The organism is Streptomyces sp. NPDC058678 (assembly GCF_042714835.1).
Classification (GTDB): Bacteria; Actinomycetota; Actinomycetes; order Streptomycetales; family Streptomycetaceae; genus Streptomyces.
The window spans coordinates 203,165-224,991 of record NZ_JBHXSG010000006.1; the positions used below are offsets into that span (position 1 = coordinate 203,165).

A 21,827-nucleotide genomic window follows, 5' to 3' on the forward strand; every position below is an offset into this window, starting at 1 on the left:
CCGGACAGGCCCTAGCCGCGGAACTCCGGCTTGCGCTCCGGGCTCGCCTCCGCCAGGGCCCTTATGACCCCGTCGACGTCGGCCCGCAGCCCGTACACCGGGCTGTCGGGCTGCTGGCGCCAGGAGTCGTCGAGGCCGCCCGCGTCGACCGTGTCGAAGCCGAGCTCGTCGATGAGGGCCCGCACCCTCCGCTTCGCCGCCTCGTCGTCGCCCGCGACAGGAAGTGCCAGGCGGGCCGGGGCGCCGGTCTTGCCAAGGGGGGCGCCCCACGGGCGCCCCCCTTTTGCCACTCGCGTCACTTGTTCAGGTGGGCCCAGAACTCGTCGAACGACAGCAGCTTGTCCCCGTTGAGGTCGCGGGACTTGATGATGGCCTCGGCGACCGACTCGGTGACGTTCCAGTCGCCCTGCTGGGCCAGGGCGGTCTTGAACTCGGCGGCGGTGATGAAGCCGTCACCGTCAGTGTCGATCCGCTGGAAATGCTTGCGTGCCTCTTCGATGTCCGCCACCGATTCGCCCCTTTATCTCGTACCTTGCTGTCCCTTTGACGAAGGTCAGATTAACCGGCCGTGCGCGCTTGCAACGCGGCGACCACCCACGCGAACTCCTCGCGGTGCGCCGCCACCGCCCCGTGGCCGTTCACGATCCCCAGCAACTCCCGGTAGCGGGCGACCTTGTCGTTCGTCGTGGACTTCAGGCGTTCCAGTACCTGAGCCGGGTCGGCGTTCCCGAGCAGGTCCCGCAGCACCTGCCCGGCCTCCGCGGACTCGGGCGCGACGCCCCGCTCCCGTGCCTCGGCCCCCAGCTGCACCAGTCGCCGGGCGAACCACAGGGACGCCCCGTCGGGGGTGTCGTGCCCGCGGTCGGCCGCGTTGAACTCCGCCGCCTGCCGCATCCGCGCCCGGAACTCCCGGTCCTCCAGGAGCTCGGCCAGCTCCACCCACGCATCCACCTGCTCGGGCGTCGGCTCGTCCGGGAGGTTCGCGGTCGTACCACGCATCCGCTCCCGGATCAGCGGGTCCGCGGTGTCCAGCCCGCGGAAGGTCTCCTCCACGAACTCCTCCAGGATCCGGCTCCGCTCGGCTGCCGACAGCCGTGCCAGCTTGTTCATCAACGTCATCTCCTCTGCGGTCGAACCGCGTCGCGCCACGGTCGACAGCACCGCACGGGTCACCTTCAGCGACCGGATCTGCGCGTCCAGCGCGGCCACGTGGGCTGCTGCCACCTCCGCGACCGTGGTCTCCCCGGCCAGCACCTTGCGTACGTCCTCCAGGCCGAGGCCCAGTTCGCGCAGGGTGCGGATCAGCTCCAGGCGGGCCACGGACGCGGCGTCGTACAGCCGGTAACCGCCCGTGGACCTGGTCACCGGGGGCAGGGCGCCCTCGTCGGACCAGTAGCGGATGGTGCGCACGGTCAGCCCGGTCGCGCGGGCCAGCTCGCCGATGGTGAGGAGTCCGGTGCCGTCGTCGATCATGTCTGCGAGTCTGGGCCTTCCAGTGGGTGGAGACTCAAGGGCGAGACGGGGGCGGTCGTGGCGGAGACCTTGCGGGACATTCTCGACGCGGCGGCGCGGGGCGTCTTCCCGCCGGCGGACGGCCGTACGACGGTCGTGGCCCAGGCGTCCCACCGGGACGCGGGCGTCCTCGCCTTCACCGCGCATTCGGTCGTCTTCACGGACGAGGATCCGCGGTGGGTGTACGACACGCTGGACGCCGTACCGTGCGACGCCCTCGCGGCGACGATGAACGCGCGGTTCCTGACGGCCTTCATGGAGCGGACGGGGCGTACGACCGAGACGATCGACGCGATGCTGGTCGGCTCACCCCTGCCGGGTGAGCCGCCGCTCGCGCTGCGGGAGATCGCGGACGGCGGCCATCCGCGGATCCGGTACGCCCTCGGGCGGCGCGACGACGTGCGCGCGTGGACGGCGGACGGCGGTGTGGTGGTGATCGGGCGGGGGATCGCCGGGCGGGCGGAGGTGTCCGTCGAGGTGGAGGACGGCGTACGGCTCCGGGGGCTGGGCCGGGCCCTGGTGACGGCGGCCCGGCATCTCGTCACGGAGCCGCTGTGGGCCCAGGTGGCGCCGGGGAACGCCCGCAGCATGCGGGCGTTCCAGGCCGCCGGTTACCGGGCCGTGGGCGCGGAGGCGCTGCTGCTCAGTGCCACGGCTCGTAGTGCGGGTTGCTCTCGCAGTCGCTCATGATCTCGACCTTGGTCTTCTTGTCGACCGGGCAGACCCCGATGACGTACTCCCGCGCGATACCGCCGGGGAAGGCCACCTCGACCTGGTCGGCCCACTTGTGGGTGTCGCCGATGGTCCTGTTGACGTCCACGCCGCCGGGGGCGTCGATGTAGTAGTTGTAGCCGGCCTTCCACCACGTCTTGTACAGGTCGTGGTCGTACGACGTGGACACGTACGGGGAGGGCTGGTTGACCAGGACGTACTTCTCGATGTCGTACTGGCCGTCGACGACGTCCTTCGGGTGGAAGCCCTGCTCGAAGACGACGTCCGGGCCGCGGCCGTCGCTGCGGTAGAGCGTGCCGCAGGTCTTGCGCCAGACCGGCTCGGGGGTGATCCGGTCGACGTCGACGCGGTGGTCGACGGCGGCCTTGACCGGGTCGTCGAACTGGGGACAGGCGGGAGCGGCAGCCCCCGCAGAGGCCGTGGCGGCAGCCCCCGCGGAGGCCGTCGCGGCAGCCTTCGCGGGCTGCTGGGGAGCGGTGGCGGCCGTCGTGGCGAGGACGGCCGCGAGGGACAGGACGGCGGCAGCGGCCCGCCGCCGCAGACGAGTTGTGATCATGGGGAGCACAATTCCCGTTCCGCGACGGCATGTTGCGGATCATCACTCGATCGGCGGCGTGTCCACCGTCCCCTCCCTCAGCGGAAGATGCCCGTGTGACCCAGCGAGTAGCGGCCCGGCTGTGGGTAGACCGCGAGGCCGTGCGGTCCGCTGCCGACGGGGATACGGGCGAGCTGGGCGCCCGTGCGGGTGTCGATGGCGTACACCTCGGCGTCGTAACGTCCCGACAGCCACAGGACCTTGCCGTCGGCGGAGACGCCGCCCATGTCGGGGCTGCCGCCGTCGGGCAGGCGCCACTTCTTGGTGAGCTGGTTCCGCGTGAAGTCGAAGACGGAGACGGTGCCCTCGCCACGGTTGGAGACGTACATCTCGCGGGAGTCACGGCTGACGTAGAGGCCGTGGGTGCCCTTGCCGGTGGGCAGCAGCTTCGGCTTGGTGAACTTGTCGCCGTCCAGGACCCACATGCCGTCGGCCATCATGTCGGCGACGTAGAACCGCTTGCCGTCCGGGGAGACCTTCACGTCCTGCGGCATCGCGCCGTCGAACGGCAGCTTCTGCTGTCCGACGACCTTCATCTTCTCCGTGTCGACCTTGAGCAGTTCGCCGCTGAACTCGCAGGAGACGATGAAGTACCTGCCGTCGAGGGAGAAGTCCGCGTGGTTGACGCCGTAACAGGTGACCGGCTCGGTCTTGATCCGCTTCATGGTGTGCGGGTCACGGAAGACGAGTTCGCGGTCGAGGGAGGCCATGACGACGGCATACCGGCCGTTGGGCGTGAAGTAGAGGTTGTAGGGGTCGTGGACCTCGACCGGCTTGCCCGCCTTCCCGGTCCTCGGGTCGATCGGGGTGAGGGAGTGGCCGCGGTTGTTGTTGACCCAGAGGGTTTTCAGGTCCCAGGACGGCACCACGTGTTGGGGCTGCCGTCCGACGTGGATCGTCTCGATGATCTGGTACGTCTTCGGGTCGATCACCGAGACGGTGTCGGACTCGGTGTTGGGCACGTAGACCCGGGACGGGAAGTCCTTGACCACCGGGGAGAGCTTGCCCGGCCGGTCCGCCGCGTAGACGTCCTGCGGGTCGAGGACGGGCGGCATACCGGGCAGGCCCTGCACCTGCTTCTTCTTCGGCGGGGCCGGTACGGCGGCCTTGGTGACCCGGGTTTCGTCGGCGCGGTGGTGGGTGTCGGTGCCGCAGGCGGCCAGCGCGGCGAGGGCGACGCCGAGGACGAGGGTGCTCTTCATGAGGTTGCGGTGCATCAGCTCAGCAGCTCCGTGGTGGTGACCGCGCGCAGTCCGCGGCGGCCGAGTTGTTCCAGTACGGCGGGGAGCGCGGCGGTCGTGTCCGCGTACCCGAAGTGCAGGCTCACCACGGATCCGTTGCGGATCTCGCCGAGGACCTTGCGGGTGACGGCTTCGGCGCCGGGCGAGGTGGAGTCGAGGGAGTCGACGTCGTAGGAGAGGACGTGCGGGTAGCCCGCGTCGTGCGCCAGGCGCTCGACGAGAGGGGAGGCGCGGGCGGCGCGGGAGGGGCGGAACCAGGTGCCGATGGAGCCTGTGAGGCGTTTCAGGCGCCGGGCGCAGCCGGTGATCTCCGCACGGGCCTCGGCCTCGGACATCGCGTTGATGTCGACGTGGTGGAGGGTGTGGTTGCCGAGGTCGTGGCCGCCGTCCAGGATGCGGCGGGCGAGGTCCGGGTGCTCGTCGAGCCAGGTGCCGACGGCGAGGACGGTGATCCGGGCGTCGTGTCCTTCGGCTTCGGTGAGGAGGGCCCGGGCGGTGGCGGGGTCGCCGCCGCCGTGGAAGGTGAGGGCGACGCGGGGGTGGGTCCGGGCGCCGTGGGTGAGCTGGGCGGGGTGCGCGGGGTAGTGGCGGGGTGCGGGGGCTCCGGTGGCGGGGGCCTTGGTGGCGGAGCCCTTGGTGGCGGGGGCCGGGTGCGCGACAGCGCCGTGGGTCGCGCAGCCGGCGCCCAGGGCACCCGCGGTGACGAAGGCGGCGCCCGCGCGGAGCGCCGTACGGCGGTCGTTGGTGGTCACCCGCACCATTTAAGGCGGGTTACGGCGGAAAGCGGGCGATTCGCCCGAACGGCGGCCGGTGCGGGTCGCGTGCGGCGGCCTTCTTCCGCCCCCCGCCGCCCCTGCCCGTCCCGTCCCCAGGGGCTCCGCCCCTTCGACCCCGCCAGGGGGCTCCGCCCCCTGGACCCCCGGCCTTCGCCCACCCACCACCCGACTCGGTGGGTCGAAAAGTGGGCCTCGCCCCTCAGGGGTCCGCCACCTTGGCACACCACCCGACCCCGTGGGTCGAGAAGTGGGCCTCGCCCCTCAGGGGTCCGCCACCCTCGACACACCACCCGACCCGGTGGGTCGAGAAGTGGGCCTCGCCCCTCAGGGGTCCGCCGACACTCCACCCGACCCCATGGGTCGAGAAGTGGGTCTCACCCTCAGCGGTCCGCCACCCTCATCTCGAACCACGTCGTCTTGCCCCTGGGCAGCAGGTCGACCCCCCAGCGGTCGGACAGCTTGTCCACCAGGAACAGCCCCCGGCCGCTGATGTCCATCTCCTGGACCGGCATCAGACAGGGCAGACCTCGGGACGGGTCGCGGACCTCGATGCGGATCCAGCCGCGGCGGCGGCGCATACGGAGGCCGAAGACACGGGCTCCGGTGTGGCGTACGGCGTTGCCGACGAGTTCGGAGACGAGTAAGACCGCGTCTTCCGTCATCTTGGGGGTGAGTCCCCACTGGCGGAGGACGACGACCTGGGCCAGTCGGCGGGCGGTGGCAGCGGACTCGGGGCGGGACGGCAGCGGAACCTCCGCCTCCGTGGGGTTGCCGAACAGTTCGAGTGCCTTGAGTGCGTGTTCGTCCTCGACCGTCGGAGACCAGCGCGCCGCGGTCGCACGGCTCTCTCCCCGCGGCTGTTCGATACCCTCCAGCCCCGCCATGCCCCCATCATGGCCGCCCGGACCGCCCTCCGGGGCCGTTCCCGGCGAATACGCCCCCCGGAATCGGTCATTCCGTGCGGGTCGTCCGGCATATGCCGATGGCACTTCAGAAGCTCGAACAGCCCGTCTGACCTGCGACGAAGGCTCCGTGGGCGGCAAGCGACAGACTCCCTCGACAAGGCAGGCCTAAGGTTGCGTTAAGGCTCCCATAAACCGCCCCATCGAGGGACCTCGGATCAGACACCGCGTCAATTGCAAGCGATTCAGAGGAACTTCGCCTTGCCGGGGCCTTCTTCCACGAAACTCTTCATTCCCCGCTCGCGGTCCTCGGTGGCGAACAGGCCCGCGAACCAGTTCCGTTCGACGGCCAGGCCGGTCTCGATGTCCGTCTCCAGGCCCGTGTCGATCGACTCCTTGGCGGCACGCAGAGCGATCGCCGGTCCCTGCGCCAGCTTCGCCGCCCACGCGTGAGCCTGCGTGTACACCTCGTCGGCGGGCACCACTCGGTCCACCAGGCCCAGACTCAGCGCCTCGTCGGCCTTCACCATGCGGCCCGTGAAGATCAGGTCCTTCGCCTTGGACGGGCCGACGAGCCGGGACAGGCGCTGGGTGCCGCCCGCGCCCGGGATCAGGCCCAGCAGGATCTCCGGCTGGCCCAGCTTGGCGTTGTCCGCGGCGATCCGGAAGTCCGCGCAGAGCGCCAGCTCGCAGCCGCCGCCCAGTGCGTAACCCGTGACGGCCGCGACCACCGGTTTCGGGATGCGGGCCACCGCCGTGAACGAGTCCTGCAGGTCACGGGCGCGCAGGACCATCGCCGTGTGGTCCATGGCCTGCATCTCCTTGATGTCCGCGCCGGCCGCGAACACCTTCTCCCCGCCGTAGATCACCACGGCCCGCACGTCGTCCCGGCGAGCCGCCTCCTCGGCGAGCTCCTTGAGCCGGTCCTGCGTGGCGACGTCCAGCGCGTTCATGGGCGGGCGGTCGAGGCGGATCGTGCCCACGCCCTCGGCTACTTCGAGATTCACGGTCATGCGGGTCAGGTTAACGGCGACTAACGGCAACGGCCCCGGTGCGATAGCTCACACCAGGGCCGCACCTCCAACCGGACCGGACCTCACACCAGGGTGGAACCTCCGCGGAAGGCCGTTCCTACGCCTTCCACTTCTCCCACGACATGTTCCAGCCGTTGAACCCGTTGTCCGGCGCCACCGTCTCGTCGTTGGAGTTCTTCACGACCACCACGTCACCGATCATCGAGTGGTTGAAGAACCACGCGGCCGGCACGCCGCTGTCGTAACCGCCGCGCACGTCGCGCAGGCCGATGCAGCCGTGGCTGGCGTTGTAGTTGCCGAAGGCGCCGCCGCCCCAGTAGTTGCCGTGGATGAAGGTGCCGGAGGTGGTCAGGCGCATGGCGTGCGGTACGTCCTTGATGTCGTACTCGCCCTTGCCGTCGGCGTCGGTGTAGCCGACCGTCGCGCCGTTCATCCGGGTGACCGTGAGCCGCTCGCTGATGACCATCTGGCCGTTCCAGGTCTCCATGCCGGGCTTGCCGGTGGTGACGGGGATGGTCTTGACGACCTTGCCGTCCTGCATGACCTTCATCGTGAGCTTCTTGACGTCGACCACGGAGACCTGGTTGCGGCCGACGGTGAAGGAGACCCTCTTGTCCTGCTTGCCGTAGACGCCGTCGCGGCCCTCGACACCGTCGAGTTCGAGGTCGACGGTGACCTTGGTGCCTTCCTTCCAGTACTCCTCGGGGCGGAAGTCCAGGCGGTCGTTGCCGAACCAGTGGCCCTCGACGTCGACGGCCGGCTCGGTCTTGATGCTGATGGCCTTCTCGACGTCCGCCGGGTTGGTGATGCCCCGGGAGAAGCGGACGGAGAACGGCATTCCGACGCCGACCTTCGAGCCGTCCTCGGGGGTGAAGCTCCCGGTGAACGTGTTCTCGGGCGTCAGGGTGGTGAAGCTGGAGTCCTCGGCGGCCTCGCGGCCCTCGGAGTCCTTCGCGACCGCGTGCACGGTGTACTTGGTGGCGGCCGCGAGGTGCGTGGACGGTGTCCAGGTGGTGCCGCTGCCGGTGACCTTCCCGGCTATCTCGTCGCCCTTGGCGTCCTTGACCTCGACCTGGGTCAACTCGCCCTTGGCGGCGCTGACCTTGAGGGCGCCGCTGGTGTCGACGGACTTGGCGCCGTCCTTCGGGGCTATCGAGACCACGGCCTGCGACTGCTTGGTCTCCGCCTGGGAGGAGCCCTTGCCGGCGCCCTTCCCCTCCTCGGATGTGGAGTCGGAACCGCCGCCCCCGCCGCACGCGGTGACGGCCAGCAGCAGGACGCCGAGTATCAGCGCCGACAGCCCCCTGCCGCCTCGCCCCCGCGCGTCAACCGACGCCCCCGATATCGGTCGCACGTTCAAGTCTTCTCCCCTCGCGGGGCCTGGTCCGGCCCCCGCTCCCCCGCGCGTACCACCACGCGCACCGGCGCATCGTAACCACAAGGTCAGGGGCGTCGGCGGCTCATGATTGTCACCGTTCCGTACCGACTTCAACGGAAAGTTGGAGCAACCCGCTCCCTGCCCGCTCTCCTCTCGGGCTACCGCACCGCACTGCCCGCCTTCCATTCCTGCCAGCCCATGTTCCACCCTCCGAGCCCGTTGTCGGGAGCGACCTTTTTGTCGTTGCTGTGGACCACCTCGATGACGTCCCCGACGAGGCTGCGGTCGAAGAACCAGCCCGCCGGCGTGTCCGAGCGGCCGCCCTTCACGTCCCTGAGGCCCACGCAGCCGTGGCTGACATTGACCTGGCCGGGCGCGTCCGGCGCCCAGTAGTTGCCGTGCAGGAAGGTGCCGGAGTCGGTCAGGCGCATGGCGTGCGGGACGTCCGGGATGTCGTACTCGCCCTTGCCGTCCTTCTTCTTGAAGCCGACCGTGGCGCCGTTCATCCGGGTCACCTCGAACATCTCGCTGACGACCATCCTGCCGTTGTACGTCGTCGTCTTCGGGGCGCCGGCCGTGATCGGCACGGTGGCCAGCAGGTCGCCGTCCCGCCGGACCTCCATGGTGTGCTTCGCCGCGTCGACCAGGGAGACCTGGCTGCGGCCGATGGTGAAGGAGAAGGTCTTGTACTGGAGGCCGTAGACGCCGGGGGCGCCTTCGACGTCCCTCAGCCGCAGGGAGACGGTGACCTGGGTGCCGGGCTTCCAGTACCGCTCGGGGCGGAAGTCCAGGCGGCCGTCGCCGAACCAGTGCGGGCGGATCTCGACGGGGGGCTGTGCGGTGACGCGGATGGCCCGTTCGACGGCCGCGCGGTGCTCGATCTCCCGGTTGAACTCCAGGGAGACGATCATGCCGGTGCCGACGGTGGAGCGGTTCTCCGGCGTGACGTATCCGATGAAGCGCTCATCGGGGACGTGCGTGGTGAACGTGGTGTGCCGGGCCGACCGGCGGCCGTGGGCGTCCAGGGCGACCGCGTCGATCGTGTACTTGGCGGCCAGGGCGAGCTTGTGCTCGTCGGGTTCCCAGGTCAGGCCGTTGTCGGAGAGGTGCCCCGGCACCGGGGACTCCTGCGCGTCCTGCGATCTGACGACCTTGACCGACTCCAGGCGCCCGTCGGGCACCCGTACCCGGAGCTTCTCCTCGGGCCGCACCCCCCGGGTGCCGTCGTCCGGGGAGATCCGGATGACGTCCTCGGGTGCCGGGGGTTTGCCGAGTCCTCCGATGTCGATGCCGCCCTTGCCGTCGGTAGTGCAGCCGGTGGCCCCGGCCAGCAGTCCTGCCCATGTCAGTACGGCGGCCAATGCGACCCCCGCGCGCCGTGCGCGCCCAGTTACGTGCCTCACGCGGTACCCAACGACCGGGCCTGCTTCGGGGAAACGTGAGTGCGACCCAAGCTCTGGGCAGAACAGTGGGGAGAACGACGCGAGGGGGTGGGGCGGCCGGGATGCCGCACACCCTTCCCAGGTCGTTCCACGAGCCGTGGGAGGCTGACAGGTGTCCAGCGCAGCCGAGCAGGAGGCGGTGGCCGAGGACGGGCGCACCGCCGCCGTCGTGAACGGCGCGCGCCGCACCGCGCCACCGCCGGCCGTGCCCGTGCGGCCCGGGGCACCGACGCCCTTGGGCGCCCGGTTCCGGGTCGGCCCGGACGGTGTGGCGGGCACCAACTTCGCCTTGTGGGCGGGCGGGGCCGAGGCGGTCGAGCTGTGCCTGTTCGACGAGGCCGGCAAGGAGACGCGGGCCCGGCTGACCGAGCTGACCCACGAGATATGGCACGGCTTCGTGCCCGGCGTGATGCCCGGCCAGCGCTACGGCTACCGGGTGCAGGGCCGCTGGGACCCGTGGACCGGCGGCCGCTGGAACCCGGCGAAGCTGCTCCTCGACCCGTACGCCCGCGCGGTGGACGGCGACTTCAGCCTCCCCCCGGAGGTGTACGGGCACGTCCGCGACTGGCCCCAGCAGCAGGTCGCGGACACCGTGCGCGACGACCGGGACTCGGCGCCGTACGTCCCGAAGGGGGTCGTGGTCCACGATGACGACGACTGGGCGGACGACCACCGCCCGAAGACGCCGTGGGCGGACTCGGTGATCTACGAGGTGCATGTACGGGGCTTCACGCAGTTGCACCCGGGCATCCCGCAGGAGCTGCGGGGCACCTACGCCGGGCTGGCCCATCCGGCGGCGATCGAGCACCTCGTGAAGCTGGGCGTGACGGCCGTCGAGCTGCTCCCCGTCCACCAGTTCGCGCACGAGGACCACCTGCTGCGCAAGGGCCTCAAGAACTACTGGGGCTACAACTCGATCGGCTACTTCGCGCCGCACGCGGGCTACGCGGCCTCCGGTACGACGGGACAGCAGGTCGGCGAGTTCAAGCGCATGGTCCACGCGCTGCACGAGGCCGGCATCGAGGTCATCCTCGACGTGGTCTACAACCACACGGCGGAGGCGGGCGAGCTCGGCCCGACGCTGTCCCTGAAGGGCATCGACAACCGGGGGTACTACCGGTTGCAGTCCGACGCGCGGAGGTACGCGGACTACACGGGCTGCGGGAACACCCTGCACGTGGTCCAGCCGCACGTCCTGCGCCTGATCACCGACTCGCTGCGCTACTGGGTGACGGAGATGGGCGTGGACGGCTTCCGCTTCGACCTGGCCGCCGCGCTGGCCCGCTCGATGCACGACGTCGACATGCTGTCGCCGTTCCTCGCCGTGATCGCGCAGGACCCGGTGCTGCGGCGGGTGAAGCTGATCGCCGAGCCGTGGGACGTGGGGTCCGGGGGCTACCAGGTCGGGGCCTTCCCGCCCCTGTGGACGGAGTGGAACGACCGCTACCGCAACGCCGTGCGGGATTTCTGGCGGGGCGCCCTGCCGGACGTGCGCGACCTGGGCTACCGCCTGTCGGGATCGAGCGACCTGTACGCCTGGGGCGGCCGTCGGCCCTACGCCTCGGTCAACTTCATCACCGCGCACGACGGTTTCACCCTGCGCGACCTCGTCTCGTACGAACGCAAGCACAACGAGGCGAACGGCGAGGGCAACCGGGACGGCACGGACGACAACCGGTCGTGGAACTGCGGGGCGGAGGGGGAGACCGACGACGAGCGCGTACGGGCCCTGCGGCGCCGCCAGTTGCGGAACCTCCTGACGACCCTGCTGCTGTCGACGGGCGTCCCCATGCTGGTCGCGGGCGACGAGCTGGGCCGCACCCAGCGCGGCAACAACAACGCGTACTGCCAGGACAACGAGATCAGCTGGGTGGACTGGAGTCTGCTGGAGGACCCGGACTGGAAGCCCCTGTTCGACCTGACCGCCCGTCTGATCGACCTGCGCCACCGCCACCCCGTGCTCCGCCGCCGCGCCTTCTTCTCCGGCCGGGCGCACTCCGCGGACGGCCTGCGGGACCTGGCCTGGTTCACCGTCCGGGGCACCGAGATGACGGAACGGGACTGGTACGCCCCGGCCGGCACCCTCGGCATGTACCTCTCCGGCCGGGACATCCCCGGCCGCGACGAGCGCGGCGACCCGATCCTCGACGACAGCTTCCTCGCCGTCCTGCACGCCGGGGACCGGCCCGCGAGCTTCGTGCTGCCGGGGCCGCCGTGGGCGGAACGGTACGAGGTGCTCGTCGACACGGCACGGGAGGAACAGGGGGAGGCACCCGGGGTCGTGCACCGGGCGGGAGGGACCATCACGGTGCCGGCGCGGGCGGTGCTGCTGCTGCGGGTGGTCGGCTGACGCAGGATTGCAGGTCCGCGAAGTCCGTTCGAAGCGGCATCAGCCGATCGGCTGATGCCGTCGTACGACCCCTCGAACACGCAGGTCGTAGGACCAGCGGCCGATCCGGGTCCGGCCAAAACTCGGTGGGCGTTGTCAGTGCCGATCCGTAGGCTCGCTGATGATGGCGACGACACCTGTAACCACCAAGGATCCTGAGAAACGCGGCGACCGGTCGGCCGTACGCACGCTGCTGCGGCTGTGGCCGTACGTCCGGCCGGTGCGCGTGCGGCTGTTCACCGCCGCGTTCGTGGCGGTGCTCGCCTCGTGCGCGGGGCTGGTGATTCCGCTCGTGCTGAAGTGGATGGTGGACGGGCCGGTCGCCGACCGGGACTCCGCGGGGGTGTGGCTCGGGGCGCTGTTCCTGCTGCTGCTCGGGCTCACGGAGGCGTTGCTGTTCGGGCTGCGGCGGTGGCTGGTGGCGCGGCCGCTCGCGGGGGTCGAGGCGGGGATGCGGGCCGATCTGTACCGGCATCTCCAGCGGCTGCCGGTGGCCTTCCACGACCGGTGGGCGTCCGGACAGCTGCTGTCCCGGGGGACCACGGACCTGATGCTGGTGCGCATGTTCCTCGCGTTTCCGCTGACGTTCCTGCTGGTCAACGGGGTGACGATCGTCATCGGCGTGGTGATCATGCTGATCCAGGACTGGTCGCTCGGACTGGTGATCCTCGGCCCGGCGATCCCGGTGATCGTGACGTGCGTGGTCTTCGAGACGCGGTACACCGAGGTGGCGCGGCGGGCCCAGGACCAGGTCGGAGATCTGACGACGGTCGTCGAGGAGAGCGTGCTCGGCATCCGGATCATCAAGGGGTTCGGCCGGCACCGGAGCCAGGCACGGGCGTTCCGGGAGCTGTCGCGGACGCTGCGGGGGACGGAGCTGCGCAAGGCGGGGCTGCTGGCGACGATCTGGGGCGTCATCGTGACGCTGCCGGAGGTGGCGATCGGGGTGGCGCTGGTGCTGGGGGCCATGCAGGTGGCCGACGGTTCGCTGTCCGCCGGGACCCTGGTCGCCTTCCTGTCCACGGCGCTCGCGCTGCGCTGGCCGGTGGACTCCATCGGCTTCCTGCTGGCCATGAGCCAGGAGGCGGCGACGGCGACCGAGCGGTACTTCGAGGTGATGGACGCGGAGCCGGAGTCGCAGGCGACAGGCGCCGCGCCGCGGTCCGAGGACAGCGGGCTCCGGTTCCACGACGTGTCGTTCCGCTATCCCGACGCCCCCGCCGACTCCCCAGCCGTCCTCGACCGCATCAACCTGCACATCCGCCCCGGCGAGTCCATGGCCCTCGTCGGAGCCACCGGCAGCGGCAAGACCACGCTCACCGCGCTCGTGCCCCGCCTCCACGAGGTGACCTCCGGGCGGATCACGCTGGACGGCGAGGACATCACGGCGATGTCCCGTGAGGAGCTGCGCGCGAAGGTGGCGGTCGCCTTCGAGGAGCCGACCCTCTTCTCCGCCGGGGTCGGTGACAACGTACTCATGGGGGCGCACGGCACCGCGGGACAGGCCGAGTTGGAGCGGGCGCTGGCCGTCGCGCAGGCCGACTTCGTGTACGCGTTGCCGCAGGGCACCGACACGCGGGTCGGTGAGCAGGGGCTCAGTCTCTCGGGCGGGCAGCGGCAGCGTCTCGCTCTGGCCAGAGCCGTGGTCGGCCGGCCCAGGTTCCTCGTGCTCGACGACCCGCTGTCCGCCCTGGACGTGCACACCGAGGCGGCCGTCGAGGCCGCGTTGCGGGACGTCCTGGCGGAGACCACGGGCCTGATCGTGGCGCACCGCCCGTCGACCGTCCTGCTCGCGGACCGCGTCGCCCTGCTGTCCGGCGGCCGGATCGTCGCCGTCGGCACCCACCAGGAACTGCTGCGCACGAACGCCGAGTACGTCCATCTGATGGCCGGGACCGAGGAGGCAGACCGATGACGGCGACGGCGCCCACGACCACCACACCGGGCAAGGAGAGCCCGGCCGGGGAACCCGCCCGGCAGGACGACGACTTCGACCGCGACGTCCTGCCCACACCCCCGGGCGCCACCGCCGCCCTGCTGCGTTCCCTGCTCGCCCCGATGAAGGCCCGCGTCGCCGTCACCACGCTTCTGCTGCTGCTCCAGCAGGCGGCCACGCAGGCCGGCCCGCTGCTGGTGGCGTACGCCATCGACAGCGCCGTACCCGCGTTCCGCGACCACGACAACGGCCCCCTCGTCGCGGTGGGCGTCGGCTATCTGCTGTGCGCGCTCGCCTCCGGGGCCCTGCAGTCCACGTTCGTGATCGCCGCAGCCCGCGTCAACCAGGACGTGCTGCTGGACCTGCGCGGCCGCATCTTCCGCCACGCGCAGGCGCTGAGCGTCGACTTCCACGAGCGCTACACCTCGGGCCGGCTCATCTCCCGCTCCACCACGGACGTGGAGTCCCTGCGCGAGCTGCTGAACGAGGGCCTGCAGGAGCTGGTCGGGGTCGTCCTGTCCTTCGCCTACATCTCGGCGCTGCTGCTCTGGCTCGACCTGGGGCTCGGCGCGGTGGCGGTGGCGTCGCTGGGGCCGCTGTATCTGCTCATCCGGCTCTACCAGCGGCGCGCGGGACGGGTGTACCGGGCCCGGTCGACGGCCATCGCGGCCGTGATCGTGAAGTTCGTCGAGACGATGAACGGCATCCGGCCGGTGCGCGCGTTCCGCCGCGAGGCGGTCAACGACGCCGACTTCCAGGTGCTGAACTCCCGCCACGAGCGGACCAACGGCGACGCGCTCCTCGAGATGGCCCGCTATGTGATCGGCTCCCGGCTGGTCGCCAACACGGCGGTCGCGGTGATCGTGCTGTGGGGCGCGCACCGGGTGGCCGACGGCTCGCTGGAGCTGGGCGTGCTGGCGGCCGCGGTGCTGTATCTGCGGCGGCTGTACGACCCCATCGACCGGCTCGGCATGTTCCTGAACTCCTACCAGTCGGCGGCGGCCTCCCTGGAGAAGATCGCCGGACTGCTCGCCCAGACGCCGTCCGTCCCGGAGCCCACGACACCCCGGCAGCTGCCGCCCCTCGCGTCCGAGCACCCCGGCCGCGAGGTCGTCTTCGACGGGGTCCGCTTCGCGTACCGCACCGGCGGTGAGGTGCTTCCTCGCTTCGACCTGACGCTGCCCGCCGGACAGACGGTCGCGGTCGTCGGCTCGACCGGCGCAGGAAAGTCGACCCTGGCCAAGCTGCTCGCCCGGTTCTACGACCCCTCCGACGGCCGGGTCCTCCTGGACGGCGTCGACCTGCGCGACCTGGCCGGGCCCGAACTGCGGCGCGGGGTGGTCATGGTGACGCAGGAGGCGTTCCTGTTCTCCGGCACGGTCGCCGAGAACATCGCGATCGGCCGCCCGGACGCCACCCGCGAGGAGATCGAGGAGGCCGCGAAGGCGATCGGCGCGCACGACTTCGTCACCGCGCTGCCCGACGGCTACGACACGGACGTACGCAAGCGGGGCGGCCGTATCTCCGCCGGTCAACGCCAACTCGTCGCCTTCGCCCGGGCGTTGCTCGCCGACCCGGCCGTGCTGATCCTCGACGAGGCGACCAGCTCGCTCGACATCCCGGGCGAGCGGGCGGTGCAGCGCGCGATGGCGACGGTGCTGAAGGGGCGTACGGCCGTGGTCATCGCGCACCGGCTGTCGACCGTGGAGATCGCGGACCGGGTGCTGGTCATGGAGCACGGGCGGATCGTCGAGGACGGCAGCCCGGACGAACTCATCGCGGACACCGGCCGGTTCGCGGATCTGCACAGGGCGTGGCGGGACAGTCTGGCGTAGGCGGGGCAGCCTTCGTGAGGCGGGCGGTCCGGCGTGGGAAGCGGAGAGAGATGATCGACGCGTACGAGGATCCCGGCACGCCCGACTGTCGTGGCGGCGGCCGGTATCTGTGGTGGCTGGTGAGGTGCCAGCCGGGCCGGGCCGCCGCCGGTGCGCTGCTGGGCAGCACCTGGATGGTGCTGCTGGCGGCGACGCCGTATCTGATGGCCCGGGCGATCGACGACGGTCTGGAACCGGGCCACATGGGTGCGCTGGCCGGCTGGAGTGCCGCGTTGTTCGCGGTGGGGTCGTTCAACGCCTGGCTGAGCATCATGCGGCACCGCACGATGACCCGGGTGCGGATGGACGCCAACTTCCGCACGGTCAAGGTCGTCGTCGGGCAGGCGGTCCGGCTGGGCGCCGCGCTGTCCCGGCGGGCGGGCGCCGGGGAGGTCGTCACGATCGGTGTGGGCGACGTGCAGACGATCGCCCAGTCGCTGACCGTCGTCGGGCCCGGGGTCGGCGCGGTCGTCGCCTATCTGGTGGTCGCCGGGCTGCTGCTGTCGGTGTCGACGCTCATCGCCGCGGTGGTACTGCTCGGGATCCCGGTGATCGTCCTCCTCGTCGGGCCGCTGCTCACCCGCCTCCAGGGCACCGAGACGGAGTACCGCGAGCGGCAGGGCGTGCTCACCGCCCGGATCGCCGACCTCGCGGGCGGGCTGCGGGTCCTCAACGGGCTCGGTGGCAAGGGCCTGTTCGCCGACGCCTTCAACCGGGACTCCCAGCGGCTGCGGTCGCAGGGTTACCGGGTCGGCGCGGTGACCAGCTGGGTGCAGGCGCTCGGCGTGGGGCTGCCGACGCTGTTCATGGCGGTCGTGACCTGGCTGGCGGCCCGGCTCGCCGCCCGAGGGGACATCACGGTCGGCGAGTTGGTGTCGGTGTACGGCTATGTGGCGGTCCTGGTGGGGCCGGTGGCGTTCTGGGTGGAGTGCGGCTACCAGATCAGCCGCGGTCTGGTGGCGGCCCGGCGGGTCGTACGGTTCCTGCGCCTGGAGCCGATGGCGGACACCGGCACCCGGGACGCGCCCGCGGAGCCCTCGGTGCTGCACGACCCGGTGTCGGGCGTGCGGGTGCTGCCGGGGCGGCTGACCGCGCTGGCGGGCGCCCGCCCCGCCGACACCGCGGCCGTGCTCGACCGCCTCGGCCGGTACGTCCCGTCGGCGGCGACCTGGGGCGGGGTGCCGCTCGACGAGATCGCGCTGGCGCAGGTCAGACAGCGGATCCTGGTCGCCGACCACGAGGCGGACCTGTTCTCGGGCACCCTGCGCGACCTGGTCGGCGGCGGAGACGATGGCGACGACGAGCGCATCGGGCGGGCCGTGCACACGGCCGTCGCCGACGACATCGTGCAGGGCCTGCCGGACGGGCTCGACTCGGCGATCGACGCGCAGGGCCGCAACCTCTCCGGCGGCCAGCGCCAGCGTGTGCGGCTGGTCCGGGCGCTGCTCGCCGACCCCGAGGTGCTGCTGGCCGTCGAGCCCACCTCCGCGCTGGACGCCCACACCGAGGCGCGGGTGGCCGAGCGGCTGGGGGCCGCGCGCAAGGGCCGTACGACGGTGGTCACCACCACTTCCCCACTGGTGCTGGACCACGCGGACACCGTGCTCCACCTGGTCGACGGCAAGGTCTCGGCCACCGGCAGCCACCGCGAGCTGCTGGACCGGGAGCCGGGATACCGGGCGCTGGTGGCGCGGGACGCCGACCTCATGGAAACCCCCGGCCTCACGGACACCACAGACGTCACAGACACCGAGGAGGCCGTACGGTGACCGGCTCGACGGCCTCTTCCGGACAACTGCCCGTGGCCGAGCCCGCCGACGTGCGGCGGGCCTCCGTACGCCTGGTGAAGGCCGACCGGCGGGCCTTCGCGGCGGCACTCGCGCTGAACGCGCTGGCCGCGGTCGCCGGGCTCGCCGGGCCGTGGCTGCTGGGGCGGATCATCGACGACGTGCGGGACGGGGGCGGGGTGTCGGCCGTGGACCGGCTGGCGGCGGCCCTGCTGGTGTGCGCGGTGGCGGAGTTGCTGCTGGCCCGATGGGCGCGGTACGTCGGGCACCGGTTCGGTGAGCGGACGCTGGCGCGGGTGCGCGAGGAGTTCGTGGACCGGACGCTGGCGCTGCCCGCGTCGGTGGTGGAGCGGGCCGGTACCGGCGATCTGACCGCGCGCGGCACGGCCGACGTGGCCACCGTCGGCACCACGCTGCGCGACGCCGGGCCCGAACTGCTCATCAACGGCGTGCAGTGCCTGTTCGCGCTGGTCGCGGTGTTCGTCATCGACCCGTTGCTCGGCGCCGTCGGGGTGTTCGGGCTGACGCCCATCTGGTTCGCCCTGCGCTGGTATCTGCGCCGGGCGCGGGACGGCTACCTGGCGGAGGGGGCGGCCAACTCGGAGGTCGCCGAGGTCGTCGCGGCGACCGCGTCGGGGGCGCGCACGGTCGAGGCGTTCCGCCTGGAGGAGCGCCGGACCAGGGCGAGCCGGGAGGCCCTCGAGACGTCCCGCCGCACCCGTTTCCACACCCTCTACCTGCGCTCCGTGTTCTTCCCGGCGGTGGAGGTGTCGTACCTGATCCCCGTGGCCGGGGTGCTGGTGATCGGCGGGATGCTGCACGCGGACGGCGTGATGAGCCTGGGCGCGGTGGTGGCGGCCGCGCTGTATCTGCGGCAGCTGGAGTCGCCCCTCGACCAGATCCTGGTCCGGGTCGAGCAACTGCAGAGCAGCGGCGCCTCGTTCGCCCGGGTGGAGGGGCTGGCCCGGGCCCCGCGCGCCGACGCGGCCGACGTCCCCGTCCCGGCGGACGACCTGATCGAGGTGACCGGCGTGCGCTACGCCTACGACCGCGGCGGTGAGGTACTGAGGGGCGTCGACCTGACCGTGCGCCCCGGGGAACGGCTCGCGGTCGTCGGGCCCTCCGGCGCCGGCAAGACCACCCTGAGCCGGCTGCTGGCGGGCGTGGACGCGCCCGGCACCGGCACGGTGACGGTCGGCGGGGTGCCCGTCGTCGGCCTCGGCCCCGAACAGCTGCGCCGCCAGGTCGTCCTGGTCACCCAGGAGCACCACGTCTTCCTCGGGACGGTCCGCGACAACCTCCTGATCGCCGAACCCGCCGCGACGGACGACGACCTGCGGGCCGCGCTGGCGGCGGTCGGCGCGGACACCTGGGTACGGGAACTGCCCGACGGTCTCGACGCCACGCTGGGCGAGGGAGGGTGCCGTACGGACGGCTCCCAGGCCCAGCAACTCGCCCTCGCCCGGGTCGTGCTGGCCGACCCGCACACCCTGATCCTCGACGAGGCCACGGCCCTGCTCGACCCGACCACCGCCCGCCACACGGAGCGCGCCCTGGCCGCCGTACTCGAAGGCCGCACGGTCATCGCCATCGCCCACCGCCTGCACACCGCCCACGACGCGGACCGCGTGGCGGTCATGGAGGACGGTCTGCTGACCGAACTGGGCACGCACGACGAGCTGGTGGCGGCGGACGGGGCGTACGCGGCTCTGTGGGGGTCGTGGCACGGGGACCGGCCCGCCTCCCCCGAGACCTCCACCTGACCGTCCAGTCCGTATACCGAACATGAATTTCCGGGCAACGGACGATTTCTGGCCAACTTCCTGACGCGCTCCTGACAGAAACCGCCATCTCCTGCGACTCTTCCCACGGCCGCTTCACAGCAACCCCACAGCACGAACGTGTGCCGCGGCCGCACGTGGATCTGCGCACCGCCCTGTTCTGCCCGGACGGCCCACCCGCCGACCGGTCTCCCCTGGCCGTGCGACCCGCGGCCACGCAGAAGGAGTCAGTGTTGAGAGACAGTTCCTCCCACAGACGCACCTCCCACACCAGCACCTCCTCCACGCGCACCACCCCCCGTCGCAGGGCCGCAGCCGTGGCCCTCGTCGGCGTGTCCGCCCTGATCGCCGCGGCCGTCCAGTCGGGCGCCGCCACCGCAGCCCCGGAGAAGGCACCGTCGGCCGCGGGAAAGGTCATACCGGGCGCGGAGTCGGTCAAGCTGACCCCCGCACAGCGCGCCGCGCTGCTCCGCGCGGCCGAGGCCACCAAGGCGGAGACCGCCGAGGAACTGGGCCTGGGCGCCAAGGAGAAGCTGGTCGTCCGTGACGTCCTCAAGGACGGCAACGGCACGGTCCACACCCGCTACGAGCGCACCTACGACGGCCTGCCCGTCCTGGGTGGCGACCTGGTCGTGGAGAGCACGAAGGCCGACGCGACCGAAGCGGTCGTCAAGGCCACCCGCGCCGCCATCAAGCCGGCGACGACCACGGCCAAGCTGTCCGCGGCCAAGGCCGAGACGCAGGCCCTCGCCGCGGCCAGGGCCGAGGACGCCAAGAGCCCGGACGTCAACCGCGCCCCGCGCAAGGTGATCTGGGCGGCCGACGGCAAACCGACCCTGGCGTACGAGACGGTCGTCGGCGGCTTCCAGCACGACGGCACCCCGCAGGAGCTGCACGTCGTCACCGACGCGGCCACCGGCGAGAAGCTGTACGAGTGGGAGGCCATCGAGACCGGCACCGGCAACACGGTGTACAGCGGCACGGTCACCCTCGGCACCACGCAGTCCGGGTCCACGTTCAACCTCACGGACGGCGCCCGCGGCGGCCACAAGACGTACAACCTCAACCGCGGCACCTCCGGCACCGGCACCCTGTTCTCCGGCGCCGACGACATCTGGGGCAACGGCAACCCGTCGAACCTGGAGTCGGCCGCCGCCGACGCCCACTACGGCGCCGCGCTGACCTGGGACTACTACAAGAACGTGCACGGCCGGAGCGGCATCCGCGGGGACGGCGTCGGCGCCTACTCACGGGTCCACTACGGCAACAACTACGTCAACGCGTTCTGGTCAGACAGCTGCTTCTGCATGACGTACGGCGACGGCTCGGGCAACGCCAACCCGCTGACGTCGATCGACGTGGCCGCGCACGAGATGACCCACGGGCTCACCTCCAACACGGCGGGGCTCAACTACAGCGGCGAGTCCGGCGGTCTGAACGAGGCAACCTCCGACATCTTCGGCTCGACCGTCGAGTTCTACGCCAACAACTCCTCCGACGTCGGTGACTACCTCATCGGCGAGGAGATCGACATCAACGGCGACGGCACGCCGCTGCGCTACATGGACAAGCCGAGCCAGGACGGCTCGTCCAAGGACAGCTGGTACTCCGGCATCGGTTCGATCGACGTGCACTACTCCTCGGGCCCCGCGAACCACTTCTTCTACCTGCTGAGCGAGGGCAGCGGCACCAAGACCATCAACGGTGTCACCTACAACTCGCCCACCGCGGACGGCCTCGCGGTCACCGGCATCGGCCGGGACAAGGCGGAGAAGATCTGGTTCCGCGCGCTGACCACCAAGTTCACCTCGACCACCAACTACGCGGCGGCCCGCACCGGCACCCTCGCGGCGACGGGCGAGCTGTACGGCACCACGAGCGCCGAGTACAAGGCCGTGCAGGACGCCTGGGCGGGCGTCGCGGTCGGTGCGCGCTCCGACGGCGGCGGCGGTGGCGGTGGCGGCACCTCCTTCGAGAACGCGGCCGACGTGTCGATTCCGGACAACGGAGCGGCTGTCAACTCGTCCGTCACCGTGTCCGGGCGGACCGGCAACGCGCCGTCGAACCTCGCGGTGGCGGTCGACATCGTCCACACCTACATCGGTGACCTCCGGGTGCAGCTGATCGCCCCCGACGGCACGGCGTACACGCTGAAGGCGTACGGCACCGGTGGCAGCGCGGACAACCTCAACACCACGTACACGGTGAACGCCTCCTCCGAAGTCGCCAACGGGACCTGGCAGTTGAGGGTTCAGGACAACGCGGCTCAGGACACCGGCTACATCAACTCCTGGAAGCTCACCTTCCCGTAGGCCCACGCCCTGCGAGGGCCCGAAGACAGGGCGCCGCCCCGGTGGTTCGACTCCCCGGGGCGGCGCCCTCGTTCACGTTTCCGAAACATTTACCGGCCAGTCGACTTTCGGCCAACATCACCTGGAGGCATGACAT

General features: G+C 71.3%; 16 protein-coding genes and 1 pseudogene. 7 read left to right on the top strand and 10 right to left on the bottom strand.

Features of this window, described 5'->3' with window-relative positions; all coding sequences use genetic code 11:
- Positions 1 to 11 precede the first annotated feature (11 nt).
- The 3 genes and pseudogenes from ACFWWR_RS09045 to ACFWWR_RS09055 form a co-directional block, all read right to left on the bottom strand.
- A pseudogene (locus tag ACFWWR_RS09045) lies at positions 12 to 245 on the bottom strand (NADP oxidoreductase); the annotation flags it as partial.
- A 50-nt stretch (positions 246 to 295) separates the two neighbouring features.
- On the bottom strand, positions 296 to 508 hold the full coding sequence (locus ACFWWR_RS09050; protein WP_383860870.1) for an EF-hand domain-containing protein: 213 nt from the start codon (positions 506 to 508) through the stop codon (positions 296 to 298).
- A 50-nt stretch (positions 509 to 558) separates the two neighbouring features.
- Positions 559 to 1,473, bottom strand: coding sequence for a MerR family transcriptional regulator (locus tag ACFWWR_RS09055; RefSeq protein ID WP_384302607.1), 915 nt, complete (start codon positions 1,471 to 1,473; stop codon positions 559 to 561).
- A gap of 57 nt (positions 1,474 to 1,530) precedes the next feature.
- Here ACFWWR_RS09055 and ACFWWR_RS09060 point away from each other — a divergent pair, with 57 nt between their 5' ends.
- Entirely contained in the window at positions 1,531 to 2,202 is a 672-nt protein-coding gene (locus ACFWWR_RS09060) for a GNAT family N-acetyltransferase (protein ID WP_383860864.1), read from the top strand.
- Here the strand turns inward: ACFWWR_RS09060 and ACFWWR_RS09065 are convergent.
- The 7 genes from ACFWWR_RS09065 to ACFWWR_RS09095 all read right to left on the bottom strand — a co-directional run bounded on the left by ACFWWR_RS09065 (position 2,156) and on the right by ACFWWR_RS09095 (position 9,573).
- Positions 2,156 to 2,800 (bottom strand): ADP-ribosyltransferase, encoded by a 645-nt coding sequence (locus ACFWWR_RS09065; RefSeq protein WP_383860861.1) that lies wholly within the window; start codon positions 2,798 to 2,800, stop codon positions 2,156 to 2,158. The two genes, ACFWWR_RS09060 and ACFWWR_RS09065, sit on opposite strands and share 47 nt — an antisense overlap.
- 77 nt (positions 2,801 to 2,877) lie before the next feature.
- Positions 2,878 to 4,056 (bottom strand): PQQ-binding-like beta-propeller repeat protein, encoded by a 1,179-nt coding sequence (locus ACFWWR_RS09070; protein WP_383860858.1) that lies wholly within the window; start codon positions 4,054 to 4,056, stop codon positions 2,878 to 2,880.
- A complete protein-coding gene (locus ACFWWR_RS09075; protein WP_384302609.1) occupies positions 4,056 to 4,841 on the bottom strand; it encodes a polysaccharide deacetylase family protein in 786 nt (261 codons plus the stop codon). Before ACFWWR_RS09075 ends, ACFWWR_RS09070 begins: the two co-directional genes overlap by 1 nt.
- 395 nt (positions 4,842 to 5,236) lie before the next feature.
- Entirely contained in the window at positions 5,237 to 5,740 is a 504-nt protein-coding gene (locus ACFWWR_RS09080) for an ATP-binding protein (RefSeq protein WP_383876691.1), read from the bottom strand.
- Between the two features lie 263 nt (positions 5,741 to 6,003).
- Positions 6,004 to 6,771 carry an enoyl-CoA hydratase/isomerase family protein gene (locus tag ACFWWR_RS09085; protein WP_383876688.1) on the bottom strand — a complete coding sequence of 256 codons (768 nt, stop codon included), beginning with the start codon at positions 6,769 to 6,771 and terminating at the stop codon, positions 6,004 to 6,006.
- A 118-nt stretch (positions 6,772 to 6,889) separates the two neighbouring features.
- The gene (locus tag ACFWWR_RS09090; protein WP_383876686.1) at positions 6,890 to 8,152 is read right to left on the bottom strand and encodes an Ig-like domain-containing protein; all 1,263 of its coding nucleotides are present in this window, start codon (positions 8,150 to 8,152) and stop codon (positions 6,890 to 6,892) included.
- A 176-nt stretch (positions 8,153 to 8,328) separates the two neighbouring features.
- Complete coding sequence (locus ACFWWR_RS09095) at positions 8,329 to 9,573, bottom strand: Ig-like domain-containing protein (RefSeq protein ID WP_384302611.1); 1,245 nt, start codon at positions 9,571 to 9,573, stop codon at positions 8,329 to 8,331.
- Between the two features lie 151 nt (positions 9,574 to 9,724).
- On the opposite strand from ACFWWR_RS09095, the gene glgX reads away from it, so the two are divergent.
- The 6 genes from glgX to ACFWWR_RS09125 all read left to right on the top strand — a co-directional run bounded on the left by glgX (position 9,725) and on the right by ACFWWR_RS09125 (position 21,691).
- Positions 9,725 to 11,962, top strand: a complete 2,238-nt coding sequence (gene glgX / locus ACFWWR_RS09100) for a glycogen debranching protein GlgX (protein WP_384302614.1) — start codon at positions 9,725 to 9,727, stop codon at positions 11,960 to 11,962.
- 163 nt (positions 11,963 to 12,125) lie between these two features.
- Entirely contained in the window at positions 12,126 to 13,916 is a 1,791-nt protein-coding gene (locus ACFWWR_RS09105) for an ABC transporter ATP-binding protein (RefSeq protein ID WP_384302616.1), read from the top strand.
- Positions 13,913 to 15,772, top strand: a complete 1,860-nt coding sequence (locus ACFWWR_RS09110; RefSeq protein ID WP_384302619.1) for an ABC transporter ATP-binding protein — start codon at positions 13,913 to 13,915, stop codon at positions 15,770 to 15,772. Before ACFWWR_RS09105 ends, ACFWWR_RS09110 begins: the two co-directional genes overlap by 4 nt.
- A gap of 50 nt (positions 15,773 to 15,822) precedes the next feature.
- Positions 15,823 to 17,580: an ABC transporter ATP-binding protein gene (locus ACFWWR_RS09115; RefSeq protein WP_383876673.1), complete on the top strand. Its 1,758-nt coding sequence runs from the start codon at positions 15,823 to 15,825 to the stop codon at positions 17,578 to 17,580.
- On the top strand, positions 17,577 to 19,361 hold the full coding sequence (locus ACFWWR_RS09120) for an ABC transporter ATP-binding protein (RefSeq protein ID WP_383876670.1): 1,785 nt from the start codon (positions 17,577 to 17,579) through the stop codon (positions 19,359 to 19,361). The genes ACFWWR_RS09115 and ACFWWR_RS09120 overlap by 4 nt, the downstream gene beginning before the upstream one ends.
- A 251-nt stretch (positions 19,362 to 19,612) precedes the next feature.
- A complete protein-coding gene (locus tag ACFWWR_RS09125) occupies positions 19,613 to 21,691 on the top strand; it encodes a M4 family metallopeptidase (protein WP_383876668.1) in 2,079 nt (692 codons plus the stop codon).
- Positions 21,692 to 21,827 lie beyond the last annotated feature (136 nt).